The sequence below is a fragment of the Serratia fonticola genome, assembly GCF_001006005.1.
In the GTDB taxonomy this organism is placed as follows: Bacteria; Pseudomonadota; Gammaproteobacteria; order Enterobacterales; family Enterobacteriaceae; genus Chania; species Chania fonticola.
On the sequence record NZ_CP011254.1, the window covers coordinates 2,878,328 to 2,903,425 of the forward strand.

Annotated in this window: 26 protein-coding genes and 2 pseudogenes; 23 read left to right on the forward strand and 5 right to left on the reverse strand. The window is 50.2% G+C overall.

All coding sequences use genetic code 11. The features are described from left to right. Positions 1-15 precede the first annotated feature (15 nt). On the reverse strand, positions 16-642 hold the full coding sequence (locus WN53_RS12795; RefSeq protein ID WP_024484105.1) for a helix-turn-helix domain-containing protein: 627 nt from the start codon (positions 640-642) through the stop codon (positions 16-18). Positions 643-1,454: 812 nt separating this feature from the next. On the opposite strand from WN53_RS12795, the gene WN53_RS12800 reads away from it, so the two are divergent. After that, positions 1,455-2,021 (forward strand): helix-turn-helix transcriptional regulator, encoded by a 567-nt coding sequence (locus tag WN53_RS12800; RefSeq protein WP_024484106.1) that lies wholly within the window; start codon positions 1,455-1,457, stop codon positions 2,019-2,021. A 407-nt stretch (positions 2,022-2,428) separates the two neighbouring features. Beyond that, positions 2,429-3,007: a helix-turn-helix transcriptional regulator gene (locus WN53_RS12805; RefSeq protein WP_046808071.1), complete on the forward strand. Its 579-nt coding sequence runs from the start codon at positions 2,429-2,431 to the stop codon at positions 3,005-3,007. A gap of 87 nt (positions 3,008-3,094) precedes the next feature. Here WN53_RS12805 and WN53_RS12810 read toward each other — a convergent pair whose 3' ends face one another. Together WN53_RS12810 and WN53_RS12815 are read right to left on the reverse strand one after the other, a co-directional pair. Then, the gene (locus tag WN53_RS12810) at positions 3,095-3,589 is read right to left on the reverse strand and encodes a hypothetical protein (protein ID WP_024484109.1); all 495 of its coding nucleotides are present in this window, start codon (positions 3,587-3,589) and stop codon (positions 3,095-3,097) included. Next, on the reverse strand, positions 3,573-4,355 hold the full coding sequence (locus WN53_RS12815) for a winged helix-turn-helix domain-containing protein (RefSeq protein ID WP_024484110.1): 783 nt from the start codon (positions 4,353-4,355) through the stop codon (positions 3,573-3,575). Before WN53_RS12815 ends, WN53_RS12810 begins: the two co-directional genes overlap by 17 nt. Positions 4,356-4,890: 535 nt before the next feature. On the opposite strand from WN53_RS12815, the gene WN53_RS12820 reads away from it, so the two are divergent. From WN53_RS12820 to WN53_RS28160, 12 genes and pseudogenes are all read left to right on the forward strand, one after another. Continuing rightward, positions 4,891-5,433: a fimbrial protein gene (locus tag WN53_RS12820; RefSeq protein WP_024484111.1), complete on the forward strand. Its 543-nt coding sequence runs from the start codon at positions 4,891-4,893 to the stop codon at positions 5,431-5,433. A gap of 71 nt (positions 5,434-5,504) precedes the next feature. Beyond that, positions 5,505-6,059 carry a fimbrial protein gene (locus tag WN53_RS12825; RefSeq protein ID WP_024484112.1) on the forward strand — a complete coding sequence of 185 codons (555 nt, stop codon included), beginning with the start codon at positions 5,505-5,507 and terminating at the stop codon, positions 6,057-6,059. A 13-nt stretch (positions 6,060-6,072) separates the two neighbouring features. After that, positions 6,073-8,580, forward strand: a complete 2,508-nt coding sequence (locus tag WN53_RS12830) for an outer membrane usher protein (RefSeq protein WP_024484113.1) — start codon at positions 6,073-6,075, stop codon at positions 8,578-8,580. A 101-nt stretch (positions 8,581-8,681) separates the two neighbouring features. Further along, positions 8,682-9,443, forward strand: a complete 762-nt coding sequence (locus WN53_RS12835) for a fimbria/pilus periplasmic chaperone (RefSeq protein WP_024484114.1) — start codon at positions 8,682-8,684, stop codon at positions 9,441-9,443. A 74-nt stretch (positions 9,444-9,517) separates the two neighbouring features. Continuing rightward, positions 9,518-10,120, forward strand: a complete 603-nt coding sequence (locus WN53_RS12840; protein WP_024484115.1) for a fimbrial protein — start codon at positions 9,518-9,520, stop codon at positions 10,118-10,120. Then, the gene (locus WN53_RS12845; RefSeq protein WP_037411776.1) at positions 10,113-10,613 is read left to right on the forward strand and encodes a fimbrial protein; all 501 of its coding nucleotides are present in this window, start codon (positions 10,113-10,115) and stop codon (positions 10,611-10,613) included. Before WN53_RS12840 ends, WN53_RS12845 begins: the two co-directional genes overlap by 8 nt. Continuing rightward, on the forward strand, positions 10,610-11,098 hold the full coding sequence (locus WN53_RS12850; RefSeq protein ID WP_024484117.1) for a fimbrial protein: 489 nt from the start codon (positions 10,610-10,612) through the stop codon (positions 11,096-11,098). The genes WN53_RS12845 and WN53_RS12850 overlap by 4 nt, the downstream gene beginning before the upstream one ends. Before the next feature lie 10 nt (positions 11,099-11,108). Next, complete coding sequence (locus WN53_RS12855) at positions 11,109-11,588, forward strand: fimbrial protein (protein ID WP_024484118.1); 480 nt, start codon at positions 11,109-11,111, stop codon at positions 11,586-11,588. A gap of 10 nt (positions 11,589-11,598) precedes the next feature. Next, positions 11,599-12,144, forward strand: a complete 546-nt coding sequence (locus WN53_RS12860) for a fimbrial protein (protein WP_024484119.1) — start codon at positions 11,599-11,601, stop codon at positions 12,142-12,144. 118 nt (positions 12,145-12,262) lie between these two features. Further along, complete coding sequence (locus WN53_RS28660; RefSeq protein WP_141131194.1) at positions 12,263-13,180, forward strand: MrpH family fimbial adhesin; 918 nt, start codon at positions 12,263-12,265, stop codon at positions 13,178-13,180. A 183-nt stretch (positions 13,181-13,363) separates the two neighbouring features. Beyond that, positions 13,364-13,963, forward strand: a pseudogene (locus tag WN53_RS27890) (IS6 family transposase). Positions 13,964-15,072: 1,109 nt separating this feature from the next. Then, positions 15,073-15,318, forward strand: a pseudogene (locus WN53_RS28160) (DDE-type integrase/transposase/recombinase); the annotation flags it as partial. A gap of 12 nt (positions 15,319-15,330) precedes the next feature. On the opposite strand, the gene WN53_RS12870 reads toward WN53_RS28160, so the two are convergent. Together WN53_RS12870 and WN53_RS26850 are read right to left on the reverse strand one after the other, a co-directional pair. Then, on the reverse strand, positions 15,331-15,807 hold the full coding sequence (locus WN53_RS12870) for a hypothetical protein (protein ID WP_024484120.1): 477 nt from the start codon (positions 15,805-15,807) through the stop codon (positions 15,331-15,333). Beyond that, positions 15,800-16,597, reverse strand: coding sequence for a winged helix-turn-helix domain-containing protein (locus tag WN53_RS26850; RefSeq protein ID WP_024484121.1), 798 nt, complete (start codon positions 16,595-16,597; stop codon positions 15,800-15,802). Before WN53_RS26850 ends, WN53_RS12870 begins: the two co-directional genes overlap by 8 nt. Before the next feature lie 393 nt (positions 16,598-16,990). Between WN53_RS26850 and WN53_RS12880 the strand changes: the two genes are divergently transcribed. The 9 genes from WN53_RS12880 to WN53_RS12920 all read left to right on the forward strand — a co-directional run bounded on the left by WN53_RS12880 (position 16,991) and on the right by WN53_RS12920 (position 24,716). Next, positions 16,991-17,662: a helix-turn-helix transcriptional regulator gene (locus WN53_RS12880; RefSeq protein WP_024484122.1), complete on the forward strand. Its 672-nt coding sequence runs from the start codon at positions 16,991-16,993 to the stop codon at positions 17,660-17,662. 159 nt (positions 17,663-17,821) lie between these two features. Further along, entirely contained in the window at positions 17,822-18,364 is a 543-nt protein-coding gene (locus WN53_RS12885; protein ID WP_024484123.1) for a fimbrial protein, read from the forward strand. Between the two features lie 41 nt (positions 18,365-18,405). After that, on the forward strand, positions 18,406-18,984 hold the full coding sequence (locus tag WN53_RS12890) for a fimbrial protein (protein ID WP_024484124.1): 579 nt from the start codon (positions 18,406-18,408) through the stop codon (positions 18,982-18,984). Positions 18,985-19,002: 18 nt separating this feature from the next. Then, positions 19,003-21,537, forward strand: coding sequence for an outer membrane usher protein (locus tag WN53_RS12895; RefSeq protein ID WP_024484125.1), 2,535 nt, complete (start codon positions 19,003-19,005; stop codon positions 21,535-21,537). A 14-nt stretch (positions 21,538-21,551) separates the two neighbouring features. Beyond that, the gene (locus WN53_RS12900) at positions 21,552-22,307 is read left to right on the forward strand and encodes a fimbria/pilus periplasmic chaperone (RefSeq protein ID WP_024484126.1); all 756 of its coding nucleotides are present in this window, start codon (positions 21,552-21,554) and stop codon (positions 22,305-22,307) included. Between the two features lie 74 nt (positions 22,308-22,381). Beyond that, on the forward strand, positions 22,382-22,816 hold the full coding sequence (locus WN53_RS12905; RefSeq protein WP_024530424.1) for a fimbrial protein: 435 nt from the start codon (positions 22,382-22,384) through the stop codon (positions 22,814-22,816). A gap of 14 nt (positions 22,817-22,830) precedes the next feature. After that, positions 22,831-23,313 (forward strand): fimbrial protein, encoded by a 483-nt coding sequence (locus WN53_RS12910; RefSeq protein WP_024484128.1) that lies wholly within the window; start codon positions 22,831-22,833, stop codon positions 23,311-23,313. 9 nt (positions 23,314-23,322) lie between these two features. Continuing rightward, complete coding sequence (locus tag WN53_RS12915) at positions 23,323-23,853, forward strand: fimbrial protein (protein ID WP_024484129.1); 531 nt, start codon at positions 23,323-23,325, stop codon at positions 23,851-23,853. Between the two features lie 68 nt (positions 23,854-23,921). Next, positions 23,922-24,716: an MrpH family fimbial adhesin gene (locus tag WN53_RS12920; RefSeq protein ID WP_024484130.1), complete on the forward strand. Its 795-nt coding sequence runs from the start codon at positions 23,922-23,924 to the stop codon at positions 24,714-24,716. Positions 24,717-25,098: the final 382 nt, after the last annotated feature.

The following is a 25,098-nucleotide window of genomic DNA, read 5'->3' on the forward strand; positions in this document are numbered from 1 at the left end:
GCAAACTTCAGCTACTCAGATCAAAGACTGGCATTGCAGATGAGAGGTGCCGCCCAGTTTCATCCACCGGTACAACTCCTGGTTAGTCTTGACGCACAGTTTGCGCATGGCATTGCGCTTATGGCCATTAACGGTTTTGCCCTTGATGCCAAGGAGCCCTGCGGTGTCATGCCCGCTCATCCCTATGGACAGGTACTTCAGCACTTCAGTTTCCCTGAACGTCAGTGATGAGGAGCATCGGCATTTTCCTGCCGCCGGGATCCGTTCCCCTTCCTGCGGGAACAAAACGCTATCGAGCAGGGCTTCAATTGCTTGTATTGGTTGATGGCGATACAGCGTGCCTGCACCGCATTCGCAATTGGTGACAGAGGGGCGGGCCATTGGTTCACCACGTTGCTGATCCCTGATGAAAAATACGTGGGGAGTGTAGCCTTGCTGATACAGATCATACAGCCAGGGCGGGCAGGTAATGCTGTCGCCAAGAAAAATGATATCGACTCCGGTTACCGGGACGGCACCGCGTTCAGACAGCCGTAGGGATCTCCCGTGCAAAGAGCAGTAGGCCTTTAGCCCGAGGTTAAGCCCATGAGTAAAATAGCGGTCGCTCTCGACGACCAGAATGGAAATGGTGTGCTTTACCATAGTGCCTCCTTGCCGGCATGAATGCTCCTCCAGCCCCCCTATATCCTGTAGGGGAGCTCGGCTGTCGTGTATTTTAGAGCCGTGTTTCCTTTTATCGAAGGCTGGTGAGATGTTATATCTACCTGTCACTATAAAATAAACGGCTGTTTACGAATGAAATCACTTCAGTTGTGCATAGAAAAATCAAAGCCTTAAATTAAGCTTTAATTTTTTCTCTGGCATTCTGATGAATAATTTTTTTGCTGGGTTTTTGTGAATGCCTTGGCGTTATGATATGACTGTTCACTAGCGGATTAAATGGGAGTTTTCTCTTTATTTTCTCTTGTTGTCTTATATTTAACTGTGTTTTTGAATAAATTAAACCATAAGCGATTATAAAACATAAGAAAGATCCACATGATCTTTTTAGGGTTATTATAAGAAATTAAATTGATTGACGATAATAATTTTATAAGAATATACTGATATGGCTGGGTGTTTAATTTCGTTTTATTTGACGTTTTTATCTAGGGTTAGGCGATGAACTTGGTATACTTTGAATGGAATTATTAAATGAAAGTTCAAGCGTCTATAGGGGAATGATTTCCCCATAATCTCCCTAGGTCGCAGTATATGCAGTTTCCGCATAAATAGCACGAAGTTAAGTGAGAGGACGTTGAGCTTGCAACAACGTGCTGGAGATTAAATTCAGTTTTTTCTGCCCACTGTATTAGAACTTGGGTATTTACTAAAGACGATACTTGGTCGCCAACTATTGGCGCTCATGGAATCGGCATTATGGATGGATTTTTTACCAGGAGGTAAGTATTCCAATGAATCTCATAGACTCAAATTATTCCTGTTCCTTGAGCAAAATAACCTTTAAATCGCTCATTGAATCCTTAACGTGTGAGCCAACCTCTGCCTTGTATTATGGCGAGGGTTCAATCGCTTTTGTTGATGGGGATTCGGCTAACATCTACAGCGTAGTCAAATCTGTTTACGAGTTACGCAAGAGCAGCAAGGTTGTTTATATGGTTACATTGCTGTCAAAAGATAAAGAGTGTTCCTCGGTAATTAGGCATTTATCTGATCACGTGGTGGATAAAAAAATCACCTATGCCGATCTGGGAAAGTTGATCAGAACCATGGTTAAGGCAAAGCCCAAGGCTTTGGCCGATAATGTTTTTGGCGATATCTGGGGGGACATTTTGAAGTCTTCTCAGAAAGAGTATCTGGTGCTGAAGCTGTTGCTGGATGGCCACAGCCAATACCAAATCGCCAAAATGTTAAACTTATCGATAAAAACCATCAGCGGTTATAAGGTTAAGGCGATAAAAAGACACGGGGCAAGAAACTTCAACGAGCTCTATATGCTAAAGCTAAACAATAATGCTTGATATCACCTAATAGTCCGCATCCTTGGCGTTGAGGTTAAGCAGTAGGGTGAGTTGTTGCTGAATGCCACTGTCATCTCCTAGTGTTAAACTCCAGAAAATGCATTAATAAAATTAAAATTTAGAATTTAAACCTATAAATAACGTAAATGTAGTTATAAGTAACTACTTGGCAACTTTGTCTGTAACTTAAGGCTCAGATTGATGTGGGGCGCAGTTTGTCGGGTTTTGGTCTGGCAGCGCAACGTCAATCCTGAGTAGTAACGATAAGTTCAGCACCAGGTAGACATCGATAAAGCCCTGAGGGGTTAGGTCTCTGACGTCGATTAACAATGAACAAGGTTATCTTGGATAGCCTTAGGCCTGGTATTTCACAAAATCTAAGCATTATTTTTTGCAGGAAGTCGCCAATGTTTTTATTTGACACTCATTACCCTTGCCCTTTGAGTAAAGTTACATTCGATTCAGTCATCGAGATTTTAAACGCTGAGCCACACTTAAACTTGCGTTACGATGATAGCTACATTGCTTTTATTGATGGTGACTCCAGTGATATGCTCGGCACCATCAAACAGATTTATGATCTACGCAAGGAAAGTAAGGTTATTTATGTGATCACACTGCTTTCTAAAGGAAAAGAGTGTTCCGCCGTGATTAAGCATTTTTCCGATATTGTGGTCGATAAAAAAATCGCCTATGCCGATCTGAAAAGTTTGATCAGAGTGTTGAGCTTGGTAGAACCCAAGGCGTTGGCGGACAATATCTTTGGCGATATTTTTGGAGGTATCCTGAAGGCATCGCAGAAAGAGCAGCGGGTTGTAAAATTGCTGGTAGAAGGTTACTCACAATCACAGATAGCCGAGATGCTGCACATGTCGATAAAAACGGTCAGTGGTTATAAGGTGAAGGCAGTAAAACGGCATGGAGCAAGAAACTTCAATGAGCTGTATATGCTGAAATTCGGTAATAGTTTACCTCATATGCAATAAACCGCTAAAGAACTTTATGATGGCGTTAGATGTTACCCTTCTGCCATCGTACTCGCCGAGCTTTACTATTCAGTTACCATGGGGCTGTTATTGACTACGGACGCACATCATCACCGGCGAAAAGCCATTCCACAATAAATAGCCATCACCTGTCATGGTGATCCTTAACCGTCGGTTTTTCACTGAAAAGTCAAAAATGGACTGATTGAACAATTCATTGGGCATATCATCGCTGGCTTTTTTATTAATATCCACCAACTGCAAGGCGAGGTAACCATTATCTTCGTAGCGATACTCGAAACTGACGTTACGCAGGAGATGGTACTTTATGGTGCCAGCATTATCCCTTACGGTAGCTGAGATGCCCATTTCTCCGTGGCGCTGGCCATCAATATGTAAACTCATAACGCCCTTGGTTTGCAAGTCGCTCTGTACCAGGAAAAAGGCAGCACAGCTCACTTTTGGGCCTTTCTCGATAACGAAAAATTTATGCATCAGGAGGTTGAATAGCAAGGCCACCGCGACCAAGGCGAGAGCAACTAACCCGATAAACTTACCTGAGCGATTATTTAGCGAAAGCATAGACGGCCTTACAGTCAGAGAAATGAGACAGGGTATGATCACTATTGGTGCAACGGGCTATGAATGCTCTGCCGGACTGCTGGTAGGCGTAGTGTTCGCCTGAGTGAAAAATAAACACCTCATTGTTGACGCACGGAACATGTTCTGTTGCCAGTTCTTGAGCAAGCTGTTCTTTGCGCACAGCGGCGGAGGATGAACTTTCGTTAAGACTATAGACAGGGCAGGTCGCTATATTGCCAATTTTATACAACGTAGACTTCGGGAAACGGTAATCCAAATAGCCAGTAGCGGAGCGAAAAGGTTGCAGAACTAATAACGTGGAGATAATCAAGCTGATGGCGAGCAATGATGGCTTATACCATTTGCGTAGCCCTGGTTGCTCTGGAGTAGGTTGCGCTGAAGTGGTGGTACTGACAACACTCTGCTGCGTTTCCACATGGTAAGTCACCATTTCCCCGGCGATATAAAACCCCACCCTAGGAATGGTTTTTATGATCTCTTCGTCACAGCCTAGCTCACTCAATGATTTACGGATCAGTGAGATATACTGATTGACCGAGTTATTCGAAGGTTCCAAGCCATACTTGTCCCAGATGTTATTGAGTAACTCTTCCCGGCCCACCATTCTATCGGCATTTTCCAGCAGGTAAGTGAACAACCGGGTAGGAATGGTGGTGAAGGTGAGCCTTCTATCGGGCTGCGCAATGTTCCACATCGCCCCGTCTTCGCTTCTGAACGCTATCATATTGAAAATCGTAAAAACCATTTCCCCCCCTGTCGGTTAAGGCCTGACTCTGCTTCATTAAATCAGCCTACTCTGCTATCAGGCCGCAGTACAGCGTCACAGCTTTGCAATCTTAATATAGCCGATATTGCGTCTTGCTACAGGCATCAAGGCGCGAGGGGGTGTGGTAATGGGTAACCCTCAGCAGGCAGTGGCATCAATGTAAAAAATCGTGCTTGCAAGGTCTGTGGCACAAGAGATGGAGATAAAAAAATCCCAGGAGTGGTCTTTTTTGCTGATTTTTTAGCAAAGAAAGGATTATTTTAAATTCGTGAGGTTAGATATTTCTTAGTCTATACATATGGTTATGGGATTGGTTTTTGATGTGAAGATTTTTTATAAGACAGTCAGATAAAACAAAGAGGAATGTCTGATTTTAATATTTTTTGGTAGCGCTATTATAGCGCCAATCCTAAGCAACGGCATTATTGTTGGGTAGTGACAAAAGGCGTGGGAGTGTATTTCTCGGCCCGCCTAATATTCTAGTTAATATATTTAAATCATAGGAACGGATTTCATGAAAGTTAAAGCAATTGCAATGATCATTGGCGCATCCCTGATGGCCAGCACCGCTTATGCAGCTAACCAAGGCGAAGGCAAAATCACCTTCACGGGTTCAATCACTGATGCCCCTTGCTCAATCGCTGCGGGTTCACTGGATCAGGTTATCCCATTGGGTGCTGTATCCAACGTTGCTCTGGCTGCTAACAGCAATACTGGTGTATCAACGCCAATGCCTTTCAGCATCGAGCTGAAAGACTGCGTCATTGCTACTGCAGGTACCAAAGATAAAGTCTCTGTGACCTTCACCGGTGCAGCTTCTTCATACGACGCTACCAGCCTTGGCCTGATCGGTACTGCTGAAGGTGCTTACGTCCTGATGTCTCAGGCTGACGGTGCCAAAGTGGCTCTGAATACCCCTACAGCTGGCCAGATCGTTACTGAAGGCACCAACAGCACCCTGAGCTTCACTGCAGCCCTGAAAGGTGGCGGTGCTGACGCAACTATCGTCCCAGGTAACTTCCAGGTACCAACCAACTTCGTACTGTCTTACCAGTAAGTTTGTTGCGCAGTGCTAATAACCTGCGGCGGCTGTGCCGCAGGTTTTTTTGTTACCCATGGAGCTGGTTCATGAAATGGACTTATGACGTTTCACCTTATGTGGTGCCTTCCCTGCTGATGTGTTGTGTCCTGGCGTTTTCCGGGAGCGTAGTTTCCGATGATGTCCTGGGGAAGGGGCGCGTCAGCATGGAAGGCGCCATTGTAGAGACGCCTTGTGCAATTGAAGTCGGTGACCGTGACCAGAGTCTGGTGATGGATACCCTCCCGGTCAGTCAACTGATCCGTGACGGCCGCGGGCCGGAAAAAGATTTTGTCATCCGCTTGGTGGATTGTGCGCTGGTTCGTTTCGATACGACAGCCCCCGATTGGCAGCGCTTTCAGGTGACCTTTGACGGTGACAACGATCGCGGTTATTTCGGGGTGAACGGTGAGGCGCGCGGCGTGGCGTTGATGATACGCAATGCCAGAGGGGAGGTGGCGTCACCGGGTGATGCCATGCTGGCCAGCACCATTACCCCTGGAGAGTTGCAACTGCATTACACCCTGAGTCTGGTGGGTAACCAACAGAAGTTGCAGGCAGGGAATTACCGTTCGGCAATACGGTTCAGAATGGATTATTACTAAAGGGACTCTCTTCATGGTGCGTTATTTTTCCCGCTCCCTGCTCGCCATCTTGTGTCAGGCCAGCTTGGGCAGCGGCGTATTGCTCGGCGCAGTGAGCGTGACCCAGGCAAAGGATATCCAGTTCAACACGGATGTATTGGATCTCAAAGATCGTGACAACATTGATTTAGGCCAGTTTTCGCATCAGGGCTTTATCCTGCCGGGCACTTATGACCTGGCTTTGAGCCTGAATAACCAGGTGCAACCGGCACGCCCGGTAACGTTCTTGGCACCGGACGACGATCCGAAAGGCAGCCAGGTCTGTCTGAGCAAAGAGATGGTAGATCAACTGGGGCTAACCAAGGCCGCATTGGCAGGGTTGACCTGGTGGCATAAGGGCGAGTGTCTGGATCTGGCTAGCTTGCATGGGCTTCAGGCTCGTACCGATCTCGGGACCAACACGCTGTACCTCAGTATTCCGCAGGCGTATCTGGAATACAGCAGTGCTAACTGGGATCCTCCTTCGCGCTGGGAAGAAGGGATCCCCGGTGTTTTGCTGGATTACAACCTGAATACTCAGGTTCAGCGGCAGAGCCAGGACAGCACCCAGAATTACAATCTCAGTGGTAATGGAGTGGCAGGAGCCAACCTGGGGCCGTGGCGGTTGCGGGCCAGTTGGCAGACCAGGATCGACCATCAGAGCGATTCGATAACAAAGAATACCCGCAGTTTTGACTGGACACAGTACACCGCCTATCGGGCGATTACACCGCTGCGTGCCAAGCTGACGTTGGGGGAAGATTTCCTGAATTCCGACATCTTCGACAGCTTCCGTTTCACCGGGGGCAGCCTGGTCTCGGATGACAACATGTTACCACCGAATTTGCGTGGTTATGCGCCAGAGGTTACCGGTGTGGCACGCGGCAACGGCAAAGTAGTGATCAGCCAGCAGGGGCGGGTGATCAAGGAAGTCCTGGTCGCCTCCGGGCCATTCCGTATCCAGGATCTGGATAGCGCGGTTTCTGGGACATTGGATGTGCGGGTGGAAGAGGTCGATGGTAGCGTACAGCGCTTCCAGGTGGATACAGCCACCATTCCTTACCTGACACGACCAGGGCAGGTGCGTTTCAAGCTGGCGGCAGGTCGTCCATCGGACTTCCAGCATAAGGTCAATGGACCGATGTTTGCCACGGGTGAGTTCTCCTGGGGCGTGAGTAACGGTTGGTCGCTGTACGGCGGCGGATTGAGTGGGGATGACTACACCGCTCTGTCAATGGGGATTGGCCGTGACCTGATGGCCCTAGGGGCTTTGTCAGCGGATATGACTCAGTCCCGTGCACGGTTGGATCAGAACACTCAGCAGGGGGGATCTTACCGGTTGAGCTACTCAAAGCGCTTTGACGAGACCGGCAGCCAGGTCACCTTTGCTGGCTACCGCTTCTCCGATAGTGGCTTTCTGTCGATGGCGGATTACCTGAGTGCGAAAGATAATCCAGACGGAAGTGCGCTGGGGCGCAGTAAAGAGATGTACACAGTCTCTTTCAGCCAGCAAATCGAATCGCTGGCGATGAGTGGGTACCTGAACTACAACCACCAGACCTATTGGAACCAGGCCACCAGTGATCGCTATGACCTGACGCTGGCACGCTATTTTGACCTTGGCAGTTTCCGTAACGTTAACTTGTCGCTGACGGCATACCGAAACAACTTCAGCAACACCAAGGATGACGGTATGTATCTGTCGCTGTCCCTACCGTGGGGCAATTCGGGAGCGGTGAGTTACAGCGGTTCTTACGCCGCGGGTAGCAACAGTAACTCGGTTAGCTATTCTGACCGGATTGGCGAAAGCGATAACTATACCCTACGTACGGGTATGTCGAACCACGACGCCGATATGAGCGGCTATTACACACACCGCGGAACCTTGGCACAAGTCGATGGCATGGCCAGTTACCGCTCCGGGCAGTATAGCTCGGCAGGGGTGTCGATGTCGGGCGGAGCTACCCTGACGGGTGAAGGCGGCGCTTTACATCGTACATCGATAATGGGTGGGACGCGGATGCTGGTTGATACCGATGGTGTAGCAGGAGTGCCAGTAGGCGGTTATGGCAACACGGTCAACTCCAATATCTTCGGTAAAGCGGTAGTGGCGGATGTGAACAGTTATTACCGCAGCAGCGTACGTATCGACGTAGACAAACTGGCCGACAACGCCCAAGCCACCGGCTCAGTGCTGCAAGGCACGCTGACCGAAGGGGCCATTGGCTATCGTCACTTTGAAGTCGTCGCGGGTGAGAAGGCGATGGCGGTAATACGTCTGGCCAATGGTTCGGTGCCGCCTTTCGGTGCCACGGTGCTGAACGCCAAGCAACAGGAAACCGGCATGGTGAACGATGCAGGCAACGTCTACCTCAGCGGTATCAAGCCGGGTGAGACCATGACGGTGCACTGGAACAGTGCCGAACAGTGCCGCATTACGCTGCCGAAAGAAATACCGGCGGGGATGACCGCCAACCTGCTGCTGCCTTGTGTAAACGGATAACGGCAGCGAATTAAACCCAATGAACAGTAAAGGGCGTCATCGTCCGCAGGTTTTTAAGCCTGCCGAGATGGCGTCCGATAGGAAGAGTATAGGTAATGATGATGAAAAGATTTTTTGTGATGAGCCTGTTGGCAGGAGTCGCAGTAGCCACATTGGTTCCCTCTGCGCAGGCGGCCATTTCGCTGGATCGGACCCGCGTGGTGTTCCCGGGGAATGAGAAGTCAGTGAGCCTGACCGTGCGCAACCAGAACCCGGAACTGCCATACCTGGCTCAAGGGTGGCTGGAGGATGCCCATGGCACCAAGCTGGAAGGGAACAGTGCGTTTACCGTGCTGCCACCGGTACAGCGTGTCGAACCCAAGGGACAGACCCAGGTAAAAATCCAGGCAACGCCGGGAGCCAACATGTTGCCACAGGATCGCGAATCGCTGTTCTTCTTCAACCTGCGGGAAATCCCGCCGAAAAGCGACAAGTCGAACGTATTGCAGATAGCGCTGCAAACGCGCATCAAGATGTTCTATCGCCCGGCTGCACTAGCCGAAGCGGCGGCCAAGCAACAGGCGACGCCGTATCAGGAGCAACTGACGCTGAGCAAACAGGGTGACCAATATACCGTCAACAACCCAACGCCGTATTTTGTGACGTTGATTGGTGCCAGCGCCAGGAAAGAAAGCGAAGTGGTGAAAGGTTTTGAACCGCTGATGGTGCCACCAAAGGGCAGCGTCAAGCTGGGCGGCAGTGCGGCGGCGTTAGGGGCGACCCCGGTGCTGGTGTATGTCAATGACTACGGCGGTCAACCGGCGCTGACTTTCAAATGCAGTGGCAGCAACTGCCAGGTGGATGAAAGCAAGCGCGACAAATAATCACCCGGCATCAGTGGGGTGATGGGCGGTGCCCTGCGGGCATGAACCGTGAAGGAAGAACAAGGAAAACAATCATGGAAAAGAGAAGACTGCCCGGCAAGACGGCAAAGTATTCCGTCCTGAGCGGCATGGTACTGGCTGCCCTGCTTTCTCCCGTGGCGCAGGCCGCTACGGGGTTGATTGACGGTGAGCACGGTGTGCTGCGCGTGTCGGGAGCGCTGACCGAAAGCGCCTGCCGCCTGGAGATGAGCAGTGCCGACCAGTCGGTCGAGTTGGGGGATGTGGGAACGGGTCGCCTGCAACACGTGGGCGATCGCGGCACGGCGGTGGCGGTACAACTGCGTTTGCAAGACTGCCTGCGCAGCGCGGCCAACAATCGTGACCAGCAGGGTAACCTGACCTGGAGCACCAACCAGCCTGCGGTGTCGTTGACCTTTACCGGCGTGCAGGATAACTACGAACCCAATCTTTTCCTGGCGCGCGGTGTGGGCGGTATGGGGCTGCGCCTGACGGATGCCTCCCGCCGTGACGTCGTGCCGGGGTTGGCAGGACAACCGCAGCTACTGACACCGGGCAGCAATGTGCTGACCTACTATATCGCGCCGGAGCGCACCGGGGCACCGCTACAAGCGGGCGCGTATCTGGCCCATGTCAACGTCAGGCTAAGCTATGAATAAATTTCCACTGCGGGCATTGAGTGGTGTACTCGGCGGCCTGGTGTTGTGCTGTGCCCCGGCACAGGCTAGTAACGTATTGACGGTCAGTATCACCGGTACGGTAATCACTGCCCCGGCTTGCACTCTGAATGCCAATACCGCGATCGATGTGAAGTTTGGCAGTGCCTTGCAGACAACCAGCATTGATGGCAACAACTATACCACGCCGGTGCCGTTTACCCTGACCTGCGTTGGCAACCCGTCGAGTCTGCGGTTGCGGTTCCAGGGGACGAGCACTGACTTTGGCACGGGCGTATTGGCGACCAACTTTCCCGATCTGGGGATCCAGCTTTTGAAACCAGACAGTAGCGTGCTGGCTATGGATGAGTGGTTTACCTTTGCCTATTCGGCCACGCCGCCTGCCATCAGTGCTGTGCCGGTGAAACGGCCTGGGACTATTCTGCCGGGTGGGGTGTTCAATAGCACGGCAACGCTGCTGGTGGAGGTGCTATGAAACAGCTAACAGCGCTATGGCCTGTCCTGGCCCTGACGATCGCTCTAGGTAGCGCGTTGCCGGCGCAGGCCGTGGACGTCAAGTTCACCGGTACCTTGGTGGTGCCACCGCCATGCGTGATCAACAGCAACAGCGATATTGCAGTGGATTTTGACACCGATATGCTGGCCGGGCGGATAAATGGGGTTAATTACGAACAGCCCATCGCTTATACGCTGGACTGTACTGGCGCAACCTCCGCAACGCTGAAACTGCAATTTCAGGGCGGTGGCGCAGGTTTTGATGCCAGCGTGCTCGGTACCAGCATAACCAATTTAGGCCTGGAGTTGCGCAGTGACGGCGTCAAATTACCGATGAACACCTGGCTGAATTTTACCAACCCGGCTCGCCCTGTACTGACGGCAACCCCGGTCAAGGCTACGGACAGCACCCTGAGCGGGGGAACCTTTACCGCAGCCACCACGCTGTTGGTGGACTATCAGTGAGGGATGAACAATGACGGGTAAAACAATTTCTCTGGCAATGTTGCTGGGTATGCTGGTACAGCCAGCAAAGGCGGTACAGGTGAACTTTCAGGGCGGCCTGGTGGAAGCACTGCCTTGTACTATCAATAACGGTGCTCCGATCGAAGTGGATTTTGGCGACAATCTGGTGATCCGCAATCTAGACGGGATGCGCTACAGCAAGCCGATACCTTACCAGATTGATTGCAGTGCGGCAGGGGTAGTCAGGTTGAGTTTTAAGGGGGCCCCGAGCAGTTTTGACTACGCGGCTATTCAAACCAATCTGACGGGGTTGGGTATTCGTATTCTGCTGGGTGATGGAGTACCGTTTCCTTGGCATACCTCGTATTTTTCGGATGTTGACATGCAGTCCCCCCCGGTACTGACCGCAGTGCCAGTGGCCGATCCAGCGCAGCCACCGAGCCCGGGAGCATTTACTGCCCGAGCCACGCTGCTGGCCGAATATCAATAGGAGCCGTTTCATGAAGCAATGGCAAGCGTTACCACGGATCGGTCTGGCCCTGCTATTGACCTGCCCGTTTTTATTCTGCGCACCGGCACAGGCGGTCGAGAACGTGGAATTCAGAGGCGCGCTGGTGAATGCGCCCTGCACCCTGCGCCCGGGTGATGAGGCGATAGAGCTGAATTTTGGCACGTTGGTTAACAAGTTCCTTTACACCAATACGCGCAGCCCAAGCCAGACGTTCTCATTGCATCTGGATGACTGTGATACGGCGGTGGCAACGGGAGTGAAGCTGACGTTTATGGGCACCGAGAGCACGGCATTGCCAGGGCTGTTGGCGCTGGATGCTGCCAGCGTGGCCCGCGGAGTGGCGGTGGGGATGGAAACGGGGGCTGGCCAGGCGTTACCACTCAATGTCCAGGGCTCCACCACGCCGCTGACGCAGGGCAACATGGTGATTGCGTTGCAGGCCTACGTGCAGGCAGAACCTGCGGCCAAAGCCAACCAAGGAATAGTAGAGGGTGCGTTTACGGCAACGGCGACCTTTGCGCTGGAATACCAGTAGTAGACAGGCTGCTGACGGAAATGTCTTCAGTCTGTCTCCAAACCCAACTTTCACCCAGCGCAGGTATGGCCAATGGCATATGAGACGCGTTGGCAATTATGGGTAGGGCACATTGCGTATGGCGTGGTGGCATTCTACTCCAGATTTTTATTTATTATTAATGACCTTTGACATGACTAAAAAAATCTATCACCTTCTCGCATGTGCCATGCTTATGTGTATGGCTTCGCAGTCGTTTGCCCTTAACCGGATCATCGTCACATCCGCATCGTCTACCCCATCCCCTGTGGCGGGTACCAGGGGAACCTCGATTATATCGTGGACAGGCATATCTGACAGCATGGGGTATCCCGTTACCTCGGATCCCTATGCTGCAGGGTACCGTTATTATGGTCCTGTTGTGAAACTGAACGAGACTGTCCCAGACGGCGCATCTGACTGGTTCTCTATACCCGATAGTGAACTATCCATCGCAATTAACTCTGGTGATACATGGCCAGCCTTGGCGGCTCGCTTTGCACAAACCTTTGGTTCATCGGGTACTAAGACCGTATATTCATACGGCCCAAGCGAGGTAGGCAAAACCATCTATACTTACTTTGATACGTGCATGGGTGTGGGGAGAACAAGAGGATATAGTGCTCCTAATCAACCAGCATATGCTGTGGTTGATCCACAAACATGCGCAAAGACACAACAGACTTCGACTCCAACCACCTGTGATATCGTCGGTCCTAATACCATTGCTCATGGCACGATAAATGCCGCAGAAGTTAACGGATACAGCTCTACAATAAACGCTACCGTCACCTGTTCTAGGGCCGCGACCATTGGTTTTCGTATCCTTAACCAAGATATCAACGTAGGGAATGGCATTAAGTCAGAGCTTCAGGTTAACGGTAGTGCAACGCCTTCGACGATCAGTGTGACGAAATCAATACCGAAGGCCATAACAATCTCTTCCACGTTACAAGCAACGAATCCGACAGCTGGAACGATCTCAGGTAGCTCGACAATTATCGTTGATGTTCAGTAAGTTTTTTGTTATGTAAGATACTTGGAATATAATTATTGATGTCACTGCCAGATTCATGATCTTGGCGGTGACTCTATAAATAGAAATTATCAGAGAGCATAAAAGAAGGTACTGTTGCAAATATCAAATGTTGATAAACTGAGCTCTCTTTTTTGCAGAAGGAGCAGCACATGAACCCTTTCCATGGCCGATATTATCCTTTTGGCTGTTCGCTGGTACCGCAAATATGGCATCAGTTTTCGCGAACTCCAGGAAATGTTGGCTGAACGCGGCGTTAATATCGTTCACACTACGATTTATCGTTGAGTTCAGCGCTATACACCTGAAATGGAAAAACACCTGCGCTGGTATTGGCGTCAACCAACCAACCTACGCCCCCTAGCATATGGATGAAACCTTCGTCAAAATCAGTTGTAAATGGGTTTATCTGCGCCGTGCAGTAGACAGCTATGGCCGGACTATCGATTTTTATCTTTCCCCTTGCCTCAATACCAAGGCGGCTCAACGATTTTTGAAGAAAATGCTGAGTAACCTAAGAGATGGGGAATAGTCGCGATGCTTCATTACAGATAAGGTACCGACCTATGACAGAGCACTGGCGCTGCTGAAACGTGAGGGCAAGTGTCCATTTGGCGTTGAGCATCGGCAGGTGAAAAACCTTAACAACGTGATCGAATGTGATCACGGTAAGCTGAAGCGGATAACAAATCCGATGCGGGATTCAAATCCATGAAGATGGCTTACTCTACAATCAAAGGGATAGAGGTGATGCCCACGTTATAATCTTGGTACTATGACCATCGCCCAGAGCGTGTGGTGAACTATGTATTCAACCTCTAAGATCTTTAAATTGCAGAAAAATTTACTCTAAGCAGCTATTTGCAACAGTGCCCATTTAACTACATTTACTGCACTAGTTTCCCATGTTATCTGAGTAGCTAACATGTGTGATACGGCAAATGTTGATTGATAGAATAAATAGTCATTTGATGTTAAGCGATCCTCCGAGGAAGTGGTCGGTACTTCACTCCTGCCGGCCCATTATTTCCTTCTAGCAAGCTAAAAAAATGAACGAAATTAAAAGTTAATAAAAATATTTTTAGGTTAAATGGAGGAGGAGATGAAAGAGGTAGTGGTTATTTGTATTTTGTTATTAATTACAGTTGGTTCACTTTATTTGCATTATAACAAAGTGAAAGGAAGTGCTATTCAATCACGAAGGTCACGAAGGTCACGAAGGTCACGAAGGTCACGAAGGTCACGAAGGTCACGTAGAAACACGCAATCTAAGTTGAAGTGGTTTATTTGTAAAAATAGGTGAAATTTTAAATGATATTTTTCACATGGTGCGTGATATTTTCTGATGGAATGATACCTGCCGAGATCCCACTCTGCCAGCAGAACTGGACAGAGTTATCTGAATGTCTAACGGATGGGATAATTATATGAGGTGCATAAAAAAAACTTTTGCTGCATTGAGGATAAGGAGTTTGTAAGTGATGTCCAGCCGTGGCTTTCGACAATAATATTTGACAGCATAGGGTATCCAGCTATCTTGGATCTATCAAGGAGTTAATTTGGATTTAGTTGTCTTGCTTGATCCACTAACATGCTCGAAGACACAATAGACCTCGAATCCAACCACCAGTGAGGCTATAGTGAATTACTCAGCCATCATGGATGTATTCCTATCACATTACTCGTCCAGTGTGAATCCCGGATATCGGCGGGGAGATTTATCCTGTAACTCGTTATTCATAACGGCCGTCAGGATCTGTAAAAATAATTCACGTCTTTTCTTCTCCATTGCATCTGCTATTTTTTGCCATTCGTTTGGCGAACACCTCATTGAACGTTTATTCAACAAACGCTGTTGAAGCCGGTTAAGGGATTGCCATCTGCTGACCTTGCTGGATGATCATTCACGCTTCTCGCTCTGTCTGGCGCATTGCCCAGACGAACGACAGTTCACCCTGCAGTCCTAGTTGATAGCGGTGTTCCAACGTTATAGCTTCCCGGAGAGAATAAGCATGGATAACGGGTCGCCCTGAGGCGACACGACGGGCAGTTGGACCGCTCTAGAACTGTGGTTGATGCGTCAGGGTATCCGGGTGGGCCATTCGCAGCCTTACCATCCCCATCGCAGTATTTCACTTACGTGCACAGTAAAATGATGGCACCTGCCCGGTAGAGAAAACATACCCTTCTTTAGATGCGGGGTAAGCGGTGAAGTCGAACTTCAGCCCCGGTTCCAGGTAAAACAGAGGGAGGTAACGGGCGAGATCTTTGCTGTCACTGTTGTCGGCCGGTGTGGTCACCGCTGAAATTGACTTAAGATGATAAACTTGTTTCATCTGATTGAAATCAAAATAGCTTTTTCTGCTGACGCTGGTGGTCTTGTCGCCCTGCTTAAGGGTGCCCTTTAGGTTGGCGATGCCGTTATCACCCTGGAAGATAAAGTTAACCATGAGGGCCAGCTCCGCATCATCTTTGTGAACCAGCAGCATGGCTTCGCAGTTAAAATGTGTTTGCTGATATTGGCTATAGAGGCGGTATGCCCCCAGCGCGAGCAACAGGAACAACAAAGAGAGTAGTGTAAATACGCCGAACAGTTGAGGCTTATTCATTATGCTGCCACTCCAGATAATATTCAGAAATACAGAGATTCTTGGTCCCTGAAGCAAATGGCCATTCGCAGCGAATAACTGAGGCTCGTGGAACCAATGGGTTGGCGGTAAAGTAGACAACCTCCTGTTTTTTGCAGGTGAAGTTGTTCTGCGCAATAAATTGCATGTAGGACTGCAACGATGTCTGGCCGCTGTGGAGATAGACAGAACACTGCTCTATATTCCCTACGAAGTTAAAAGTAGAGAAGAAATTCTTGTTCTCTGAGCTATTCCATGCAGCTAACAGCGCAATACCGACACCAAAAGAGAGACTAAGCAATATTGCCCACACATAGCGAGGCCGAGAGGATGCTTTTTTATCCACTTTGCTGGGTGTTGGCGGTTGGTTTTCCTCTACGCTAGGTATTTCTTCGGCAGAGGCTGTACTCGTGTCCGGTATTATTCTGGCAACCGGAACCATTGAGGGGATGGTAAGGCCCTGGCGGGGCACTGTTTTTATCACTGCTTGCTCATAGCCGGCAAGCTTTAATCCTTTACGTAACATAAGGATGTTTTGGTAAAAGGTATTGTTAGACACCTCTAAACCATTTTTTTGCCATCCGGCTTCAAACAGATCCCGCTGTGGAACCAGTTCACCTTGTTGGCTTAATAAGAGCTGAAGGCAGCGTGAGGCTGCGATAAATAGCGTGATTTTCTCACCGTTGACACGAGAGTAAAGCAAGTTTTCCTCAGGCCAAAACTCAACGCTGTCACCGATGAGATAATAATAACCGCTACAGTTACTAGTCATTCCTTTCACTTCCTTGTTCAAAATCACGAGCGTTATTAAAACAAAAAATAACGGACAGCATACAGTTTATTAAATGAGATTTTTCTTGTTGATTACTAATGCATCACCGCTGAGCTGCCAGGATCCAGGCTGCTCCTGGTCTTGCGTTATAAAACTTAGCAAGATTTTTCTGATTAGTAAATTGATTAATGTCGATTAATGCTCAAATATATCGCTCTAGGCATCTTCTTAAGGTTGGTTGATCTTAAGTGAAATTTTTCGCATGGCAATGATTTTATTGCATTTTTTATATTACTTAAATGAAATTTCACAAGTTGATATAAATTGATTATGGCATTTTGGCGTCGATCGCTAACATGCATCCAACTTTTCAGCGATAGTGGCGGGAAGCAGATGTACGATAGCCGACATGGATTTGGCGATAAGTTTGGTAGCGTTATGGACGACGGGTACGGTGTGAACGAATATAATTTCGATTTTCATAGTGAAGATATAACTGAGATTTCGTTCCATATCTCCAGCAATAATAGCTACTTTTTACAAGGTATCAGATGCAGCTTGCTTAAGTTGCAGCAACAGCATAGTCATGTTGTCTTTGAACATTCGATATCGGATGGTTCGGCACGCAGTGCAATGCTGATTAGCGAAATGATACGTGAAAAGAAAAGCCGAACGTTGATGGTGGTGATTGCCAGTACTGCGTTATTGAATATATTGTCGCTAAGCATTGAGCAACGCTACAGAGACCGGGTTGTTTTTATTGCAGCCAATGAGTGTTCTAATGCTCTACTGACACAGATTGCCGATTCACCAAATACAACATGGGCAAAACGCGACAAGTTTATCCCTAAAGGGACCTTGGCTGCGTTAAGCAACAGAGAAAAACGGATTTGCTATTATCTTTTTCGCGGTTATACGCCAAAAATGATCGGTGCGATTTTAGGAATTAATATTAAAACGGTCAGCAGTCATCGTGTGTCCGTTATGAAGAAAATTGGCTGTACCAATAAAATAGGCTTATATAAGACCTTGCGGGTCTATTACGGTACCAGCGTAGAAGGCTGACCGTTATAACCTATCTTGAGTGCCGAAGTATAAAAATGAAGCACGTCGCCCATTGGATGATGGGGCGGGCGCTTCATGTTTTTTTGCAGTCCCCAGACCATGTCTGACATGGATGGTTATTAGTCGTTTATATCAATTATTTAATAAAGGAATAGAAATATGAAACTGAACAAATTCATGGTTGCCGCAATCGCTTTGGGTTTTGTTTCTGCTGCCAATGCTGCACCAAAGGACGCGGGCCATGGCACAATCGAATTCTACGGTTCCATCATTGATGCACCTTGCTCTATCGCCCCAGGCGATGACAACCAGCGTATCCCAATGGGCCAGATCGCTAACGTGGCGTTGAAAGACGGCGGTAAATCTACCCCTGAAAACTTCTACATCCACCTGGAAAACTGTGATGCATCTACCCTTAAAACGGTAACCACCACCTTCACAGGTCCAACTTCTGCGGGTAACGCCGATCTGCTGGGCATCACCGGTACTGCTCGTGGCGCTAGCCTGGCTATCACCGACGGTAGCGGCACACTGATCAAACTGGGCCAGGCAACTGCTCCACAGGGCATCCAGGATCAAACCAACATCCTGAACTTCTCTGCTTACCTGCAGGGCGACATGGGTGCAGACGGTAAAACTGCTTCAGAAATCGTCCCAGGCGACTTCAGCACCACTACTACCTTTACCCTGGCTTATCAGTAAGTTTTAACCGGTCAAGCGGTCACACATGCGGGGAAACCCGCATGTTTATTCTTAAGGTCATGGTGTCGAAGGGAATTAACAGCGTGAACAAAATGGAATATATCGTGGCGAGCTGCCTGCTCAGCGCTCTGTTTTGCGTAACCGCAACGGCGGATACGTTTTTGGGACGAGGCCGTGTCGTCATGGAAGGCAGCATTATTGAAACTGCCTGCGCCATCGAGATGAGCAGCCGTGAGCAAGTGATTGAGATGATCACCGTTCCTGCGTCACAGATTGCTCATGATGGGCAAGGTATCGCTAAACCTTTTGTCATTCGCTTAATTAACTGCACCTTGCCACGCTTCGATCCCACAATGCCCGATTGGCAGGCATTCCGCGTTACCTTTGATGGTTTGAAGGATGGCGCCTTACTGGGTATTGAAGGCGAAGCCCGAGGCGTTGGGCTACAGATCAAAGACCAATCAGGCAACATTGCATTACCCGGCGTAGCTATGCCCCTGGCAGAGTTAAGCTCCGGAGATAAGCTGCTGCAATACACCGTTAACCTGTTGCCGAATCACCAAATACTGCGAGCCGGTGAGTACCGTTCCACCGTGCGTTTCAAAATGGATTATTACTGATAAACGGAATTTTTATCGATGGCCAAACCTGTTGCGAATTCTACTTTCCGGCTGCGCGGATTGTGGGTCTGTATTGCTTTATCGCTGGGAAGCCCGGTTTATCTTACGCATGCCGCAGATGATATTCAGTTCAATACCGATGTGTTGGATATTAAAGATCGGGAAAATCTCGATCTCAGTCATTTCTCCCGTGGCGGCTATATTATGCCAGGGACTTACACCATGGCGGTGTTTCTCAACCGGCAGCAAATAGCGGAGCGTTCAATCACCTTCGCGCCATCTAAAGCAGACCCTAAAAGCAGCGAACCTTGCCTGACGCCTGAACTGATCGAGCTATTTGGCCTGAGAGACAGCGTGCTCAAGGACATTGTCTGGGAAGACGATGGGCAATGTATCGATCTGCAAAGCATCCCAGGATTGACGGTTCAGGGCGACCTGGCGACGTCGTCCCTGCTGCTCAGCGTGCCACAAGCCTATCTTGAATACAGTTCTGAGAATTGGGATCCGCCTTCCCGTTGGGATAACGGCATTACCGGTGCGTTGTTTGACTATAACCTGAATTTCCTGACCACGCGCCAACAGCACCAGGATCAGGCCTATAGCCTGAGTGGTAATGGGACCACCGGGGCTAACTTTGGCCCTTGGCGTCTGCGCGCGGATTGGCAGTTGCAGATGCGCAATCAGTCTGGCAGCAACGGCGAGAATAGCCTGGATTGGAGCCGTTATTACGCTTATCGCGCCTTGCCCAAGCTGCTTGCCCGCCTGACGCTCGGGGAAAACTTCCTCAATTCAGATATTTTCGACAGCTTCCGTTTCACCGGCGTTACGCTCAATACCGATGACAACATGCTGCCACCTAACTTACGCGGCTATGCCCCGGAAGTGAGTGGCGTCGCCAAAAGTAATGCCAAGGTGACCATTAGCCAGCAGGGCCGGGTGTTGTATGAAACGCAGGTCGCGCCAGGCCCGTACCGCATTCAGGATTTGAATGATGCGGTTTCCGGCCAACTGCAGGTTCGCGTTGAGGAGCAGGATGGCAGCGTGCAGGAGTTCACCGTGAACACCGCCAGCATCCCTTATCTGACCCGTCCAGGTTCGTTGCGCTATAAACTCGCGGCAGGCCGGCCAAGCGATTGGAAACACAACGTCAGCGGGCCACTGTTCTCCACCGGCGAGTTCTCCTGGGGGGTTAGCAACGGCTGGTCACTGTACGGTGGCGGCGTAGGGAGCGACGACTATAACGCGTTGGCGTTGGGGGTTGGCCGCGATCTGATGATGCTGGGCGCACTGTCGTTCGATGTCACCCAATCCCGGGCTAATTTGCCGCAGGAGAGCTCGCTGTTTGGTAACTCTTACCGCCTCAGCTATTCCAAACGTTTTGACGATTATGACAGCCAGGTGACGTTCGCGGGCTATCGCTTCTCCGAACGCAACTTTATGAACATGAGCGAATTTTTGGACGCTCGGACTACCGGTTACCGCACCCAGAGCAGCAAGGAGATGTACACCGTTACGTTCAATAAGCAGTTTGTCGAGCTGGGTCTGAGCACGTTTATCAACTACAGCCACCAGACCTATTGGAACGACAGTGCCAACGATCATTACAACCTGTCGTTGGCGAGATACTTCGATCTGGGCAAGTTCAAGGATCTTAACCTCTCGTTGACCGCCTATCGCAACAAATTTAACGGCGCTAACGACGACGGCATGTATCTGGCGATCACCATTCCCTGGGGTCACTCCAGTTCCATCACCTATAGCGGGTCATGGGATCGCAATGAAAATACTCACCAGGTGGGTTATTTCGGCCGTGTGAATGACGCCGACTCCTATCAGATCAGTGCAGGCGCTGCTCGCCAAGGCGCGGTTGCCAGCGGTTACTACACCCACTTGGGCAACGACGCGCAAGTGAGTGCCAATGCGGGTTATCAAGCAGGGCGATCCAGTTCTCTGGGCCTGATGCTGCAAGGTGGGGTGACGGCGACCGGGGAGGGCGTGGCAATGCATCGGATTGGCATGCCAGGCGGAACGCGCATTTTACTGGATACCGACGGGGTCGCAGGCGTTCCTGTGCGCGGCTATGGTGCCACCACCTTATCCAACCGCTTTGGTAAAGCTGTGGTGTCCGATCTCAACAGCTACTACCGCAACCAGGTCAGCATCGATCTGAACGCACTGGACGACAAGACCGAAGCGCTCAGCTCGGTGCAGCAGGCGACATTGACCGAAGGGGCGATTGGTTTGCGGCGTTTTGAAGTAGTTGCCGGTGAAAAAGCGATGGCGGTAGTTCGTTTGGCTGATGGGTCATCACCGCCTTTCGGTGCCACAGTACAAAATAGCAAGAAACGGGACGTCGGCATTGTCAACGATGACGGCAGCGTTTACCTGAGTGGTATTCAGCCCGGCGCCAAGATGACCACCAATTGGAATGGCATCACCCAGTGCGAAATAACGCTGCCAACGCATATCCCACAACACGGGACACAGAATTTACTGCTGCCTTGCCGGCCCATTGCCGCAGGGGAAAATCCGGAAACGGAAAACAGAAGCTGAACGGAAAAAGACTGATGAAATTAACGACCACACATTTATTAACCGCTGGCGCATTGCTGCTGGCCATCTTTACCTCACAGGCTAATGCGGCGATTGCCCTGGATCGTACCCGAGTGATTTATAACGCTTCCAGCAAGTCTGTCAGCATGAACGTCAGCAATGAAAACAAACACCTGCCTTATCTGGCTCAGGGGTGGATTGAGGATGAACAGGGCAATAAGATCACCAGCCCGCTGATCGTTCTGCCTCCGGTGCAGCGCATTGAGTCTGGTGCTAAAAGCCAGGTGAAAGTGCAGGGGCTGCCTGCTTTGCAGCAATTACCACAGGATCGTGAATCGCTGTTTTATTTCAACATACGTGAAATTCCACCGCGCAGCGACAAGCCGAACACGCTGCAAATTGCGTTGCAAACACGCATTAAACTGTTCTACCGCCCACAGGCGATTGAACCGACCAAGGAACAGATGAGTACGCCGTGGCAGGAAAAAATGACGCTGACGCGCCAAGGCGATCGCTATGTGATCAATAACCCGACGCCGTATTACATCACCATCGTTGAGGCTAGCACCACTAAAGGTGGCCAGAGCGCAAAAGGGTTTGTTCCGTTGATGGTGCCGCCTAAATCCAATGCAACGCTAAGCGCCAGCGTCAGTGCTTTAGGTAGTTCGCCGGTGCTGACTTACGTGAATGACTTCGGCGGCCGCCCAGAACTTATTTTCCGCTGTGCGGGTGATACCTGTCAGGCAGAACCTGGCAAACGTAACTCATAGCCTACGCGCAACAGAGGTGAACTATGCCGTGGAAAACGTCGACGGGACTTGCAGGTTTGATACTGGTTGTGGGCATGTCATCAGCCGTTGCTGCGACGTCCAACCTGACTATCTCGGGCAACATTTTACTGCCGCCGCCCTGCGTGATTAACGGGGATCAAACCATCATGGTGGATTTCACCAACGAGGTGTTGACGACCCGGGTTGATGGTATCAACTACCGCCAGCCGGTGCCTTACACGTTGGAATGCTCGGCAGGTAATACCAACGCGTTAAAAATGCAGATCCTGGGCATAGACGCCGGTTTTGCCGGCGCTCTGCAAACCTCGAAAGGCGATCTGGGGATCGCCTTGTCGAATGACGGCCAGGCAATGCCGGTGAATAGCTGGCTGAATTTCACGCTGCCAAATCAGCCTGCATTGTTTGCCACCTTAGTGAAGCGTCCAGGGGGCACTCTCACCGCTGGCTACTTTACGTCGGTAGCCACGATGGTGGTCGACTACCAGTGAAACGGGAGAAAGGAATGAGATCGGTTGCAGGGATGTCACTATTGCTATCGTTTGCTCTGCTGGCCATAAGCCCGTTGCAAGCGGCAGAAAATATGGGCTTTAGCGGTACGTTGATTGAGCCACCCCCGTGCCAGGTGAACAACGGCAAAGACCTCGACGTGCCTTTTGACCGGATCGGCGTCAATAGCGTGGATGGGGTGAAGCACCGCAGGCAGGTTGATTACATATTGGACTGTTCGGCGGGATCCGCCTGGAGCATGGTGCTGACGCTGATCGGCCCTGGTGCCACCTTTGAGCCGGCAACGCTACAGACCAACATTGCCAATCTGGGCATCAAAATTTACCAGAACGGCGAGCCGTTTGAGCTCGGTACGCCTATCTCTATTGACCCACAAAATCCACCGATGTTGGAAGCCGTGCCGGTTAAAAAACCGGGCACCGAGCTGACTGAAGGGGTATTTGAAGTCACGGCGACGCTGCTTGCGGATTACCAATAAGGAGCTGATATGCGGCAAATACTGAGATCTCTCTGTGCCACCGTCGCTCTGCTAGCGCTGAGCCAGGGCGTTCAGGCGGCAAAGATGCGCTTGCACGGCACGCTGGTGGCGGAACCTTGCATCATCCCACCGGGTGAAGAAACCATCCAACTGGATTTTGGCACGGTGATTGACAAACACTTGTATCACAATCAAAGAACCAGCAGTAGGGAGTTCAAACTGCACTTGAGCAACTGCGATCAGACGTTGGGCAAATCGGTTCAGGTCACCTTCACCGGGGTGGAAAACCCTGCCTTGCCGGGATTACTGGCGCTGGATGCCTCCAGCCAGGCGTCGGGCATCGGTATTGGTGTTGAGACAGAAAATGGCAATTCAGTGCCATTGAACCAGTTAGGCACTCATCGCTACCCGTTAGCAACAGGGGACAACTATCTGCGCATGATGGCCTATGTGCAAGGCGAGCCAGACGCGATTACCAACCGAACCATTAACCGCGGCCCTTTCAGTGCCAGCATGACCTTTGCATTGACCTATGACTAAGGGCTGACGCCGCTTGGCCTCTGTGAAGGGGCTAATGAGCAGCAGCGCAGAGCAATAAGGAACTAATAATGACGTTAATAGGAACAGCACTACTCAAAAAAACCGTGCTGGTTGCTGGTTTGCTGATGCCTCTATATGGTTACACCGCCGGAATCGATGTGAGCTGGACGGGGCCAAAGCAACAGACCATTAGTGCCCAGCCTGATGGTATCGGTGGCTACACCACGTTGTGTAAAACCGGCAAGACAGTTTACTTTTACGCGATATTGAGTACCACCACGGGGATGTACCAACGAATGATTGCCTCCGCGCCGGGGGTAGCAAGCGGAAACTGTAGTGAAGTTTTGGCAAAAGTCCTCCCTATCACGTTTACATTGCAAGCCAATGAATTAAATTTCTTCGGACTGGGTCAAGAAGTTGGCAAACGTCCTGCTGATGGTCCGACTATGAACGTTTCTCTTGAACATAACAGCGGAACCGGTGATGGCTGGAAACCTCAGCCACCGCCAGGCCCCGCCTGTTCACTGGTTGGCACTTCGGTAGACATCAGCTATGGGGATATTCAGGCCGATAGCGTACCGGGATTGAAAAAAAGCTCGGACTTGTACGTTAAATGCACTGCCAGCGCCACGGTTAAAGTCACGCTGGTCGGCTACACTTCTAGCGGTATCAAACTGCGTACGGATGGTTCACTGACGGCGGATGTGCTTGTGCGTGACCAGCCAGCTAATGTTGGCACCCTGGAAAAGATCGCGGCCAACCAAACGATGGCCATACCCATCTCTTCGGTATTGAAGGCTAACGGTAATCTGGCGGGGGGGGCTTTCCGCGGCTCGGCAGTGATTAATGTGGATATTCTTTAACGTTCTCTCCTGAAGACGTCAGCCTGAGTTTTGTAGGCTGACATCCCCAGCCATTTCCGACCTGTTTCACGTTCGCCTGGCGGGTGGTTTTTATTACCGCTTGTCTGCCTTTCCTTTATCTGAACTTCCCAATCAATAAACTGGATGCACGTCATTAGCGAATGTATTACCGCTAAGGACATGTGACATTCTGGCCGGTTAAAAATAATAGGGTCAACAATTGATTAGCAAAATAGCGTGACGGCATTTTCATCTGATTACAAAATTTAAAATTCTATTTGGCTAATTACTGTCTAGCGGAGTTATTAGGAAAAATCCTTGCTTTGGCGATAGGCGGCAGGCCTACCCTGGCTTTGCTTACAAAACGCACTTTTGGTGAGAT

Coding starts and splice junctions, on each gene's coding strand:
- WN53_RS12795 (WP_024484105.1), bottom strand. CDS start 642: ATGGTAAAGCACACCATTTCCATTCTGGTCGTCGAGAGCGACCGCTAT.
- WN53_RS12800 (WP_024484106.1), top strand. CDS start 1,455: ATGAATCTCATAGACTCAAATTATTCCTGTTCCTTGAGCAAAATAACC.
- WN53_RS12805 (WP_046808071.1), top strand. CDS start 2,429: ATGTTTTTATTTGACACTCATTACCCTTGCCCTTTGAGTAAAGTTACA.
- WN53_RS12810 (WP_024484109.1), bottom strand. CDS start 3,589: ATGCTTTCGCTAAATAATCGCTCAGGTAAGTTTATCGGGTTAGTTGCT.
- WN53_RS12815 (WP_024484110.1), bottom strand. CDS start 4,355: ATGGTTTTTACGATTTTCAATATGATAGCGTTCAGAAGCGAAGACGGG.
- WN53_RS12820 (WP_024484111.1), top strand. CDS start 4,891: ATGAAAGTTAAAGCAATTGCAATGATCATTGGCGCATCCCTGATGGCC.
- WN53_RS12825 (WP_024484112.1), top strand. CDS start 5,505: ATGAAATGGACTTATGACGTTTCACCTTATGTGGTGCCTTCCCTGCTG.
- WN53_RS12830 (WP_024484113.1), top strand. CDS start 6,073: ATGGTGCGTTATTTTTCCCGCTCCCTGCTCGCCATCTTGTGTCAGGCC.
- WN53_RS12835 (WP_024484114.1), top strand. CDS start 8,682: ATGAAAAGATTTTTTGTGATGAGCCTGTTGGCAGGAGTCGCAGTAGCC.
- WN53_RS12840 (WP_024484115.1), top strand. CDS start 9,518: ATGGAAAAGAGAAGACTGCCCGGCAAGACGGCAAAGTATTCCGTCCTG.
- WN53_RS12845 (WP_037411776.1), top strand. CDS start 10,113: ATGAATAAATTTCCACTGCGGGCATTGAGTGGTGTACTCGGCGGCCTG.
- WN53_RS12850 (WP_024484117.1), top strand. CDS start 10,610: ATGAAACAGCTAACAGCGCTATGGCCTGTCCTGGCCCTGACGATCGCT.
- WN53_RS12855 (WP_024484118.1), top strand. CDS start 11,109: ATGACGGGTAAAACAATTTCTCTGGCAATGTTGCTGGGTATGCTGGTA.
- WN53_RS12860 (WP_024484119.1), top strand. CDS start 11,599: ATGAAGCAATGGCAAGCGTTACCACGGATCGGTCTGGCCCTGCTATTG.
- WN53_RS28660 (WP_141131194.1), top strand. CDS start 12,263: ATGGCGTGGTGGCATTCTACTCCAGATTTTTATTTATTATTAATGACC.
- WN53_RS12870 (WP_024484120.1), bottom strand. CDS start 15,807: ATGAATAAGCCTCAACTGTTCGGCGTATTTACACTACTCTCTTTGTTG.
- WN53_RS26850 (WP_024484121.1), bottom strand. CDS start 16,597: ATGACTAGTAACTGTAGCGGTTATTATTATCTCATCGGTGACAGCGTT.
- WN53_RS12880 (WP_024484122.1), top strand. CDS start 16,991: ATGTACGATAGCCGACATGGATTTGGCGATAAGTTTGGTAGCGTTATG.
- WN53_RS12885 (WP_024484123.1), top strand. CDS start 17,822: ATGAAACTGAACAAATTCATGGTTGCCGCAATCGCTTTGGGTTTTGTT.
- WN53_RS12890 (WP_024484124.1), top strand. CDS start 18,406: ATGTTTATTCTTAAGGTCATGGTGTCGAAGGGAATTAACAGCGTGAAC.
- WN53_RS12895 (WP_024484125.1), top strand. CDS start 19,003: ATGGCCAAACCTGTTGCGAATTCTACTTTCCGGCTGCGCGGATTGTGG.
- WN53_RS12900 (WP_024484126.1), top strand. CDS start 21,552: ATGAAATTAACGACCACACATTTATTAACCGCTGGCGCATTGCTGCTG.
- WN53_RS12905 (WP_024530424.1), top strand. CDS start 22,382: ATGTCATCAGCCGTTGCTGCGACGTCCAACCTGACTATCTCGGGCAAC.
- WN53_RS12910 (WP_024484128.1), top strand. CDS start 22,831: ATGAGATCGGTTGCAGGGATGTCACTATTGCTATCGTTTGCTCTGCTG.
- WN53_RS12915 (WP_024484129.1), top strand. CDS start 23,323: ATGCGGCAAATACTGAGATCTCTCTGTGCCACCGTCGCTCTGCTAGCG.
- WN53_RS12920 (WP_024484130.1), top strand. CDS start 23,922: ATGACGTTAATAGGAACAGCACTACTCAAAAAAACCGTGCTGGTTGCT.